This window comes from Shewanella sp. AC91-MNA-CIBAN-0169 (assembly GCF_040310165.1).
Classification (GTDB): domain Bacteria; phylum Pseudomonadota; class Gammaproteobacteria; order Enterobacterales; family Shewanellaceae; genus Shewanella.
The window spans coordinates 1-242 of sequence record NZ_JBEOPM010000185.1; the positions used below are offsets into that span (position 1 = coordinate 1).

The 242-nt window shown below is 40.5% G+C and carries 1 pseudogene; it reads right to left on the reverse strand.

Annotated elements, in window-relative coordinates:
- Positions 1-242, reverse strand: a pseudogene (gene ppnK / locus AAEY98_RS22615) (NAD(+) kinase); the annotation flags it as partial.

Consider the following 242-nt stretch of genomic DNA (forward strand, 5'->3'; position numbering starts at 1 on the left):
TGTCGGGGTTGATACTATTAAACCATCGGAGCGCTGAGAAAACACAAAGTCATTATTTATGAAAGCTTCAAATTCAATCATGTGCGCTACTTTATCGGCATGAAGTACCGCTTCGTTAACGGCTGAGTTTGCACTTTTTAATTCGTTGTGGCGATATACTTCTACTTCTAATAAAAAGCGTTTTTCTTCAAGATACTCACCACTGAGTACTTGCTCTAAGCTCGCTTCAAACCCTTCGGGGT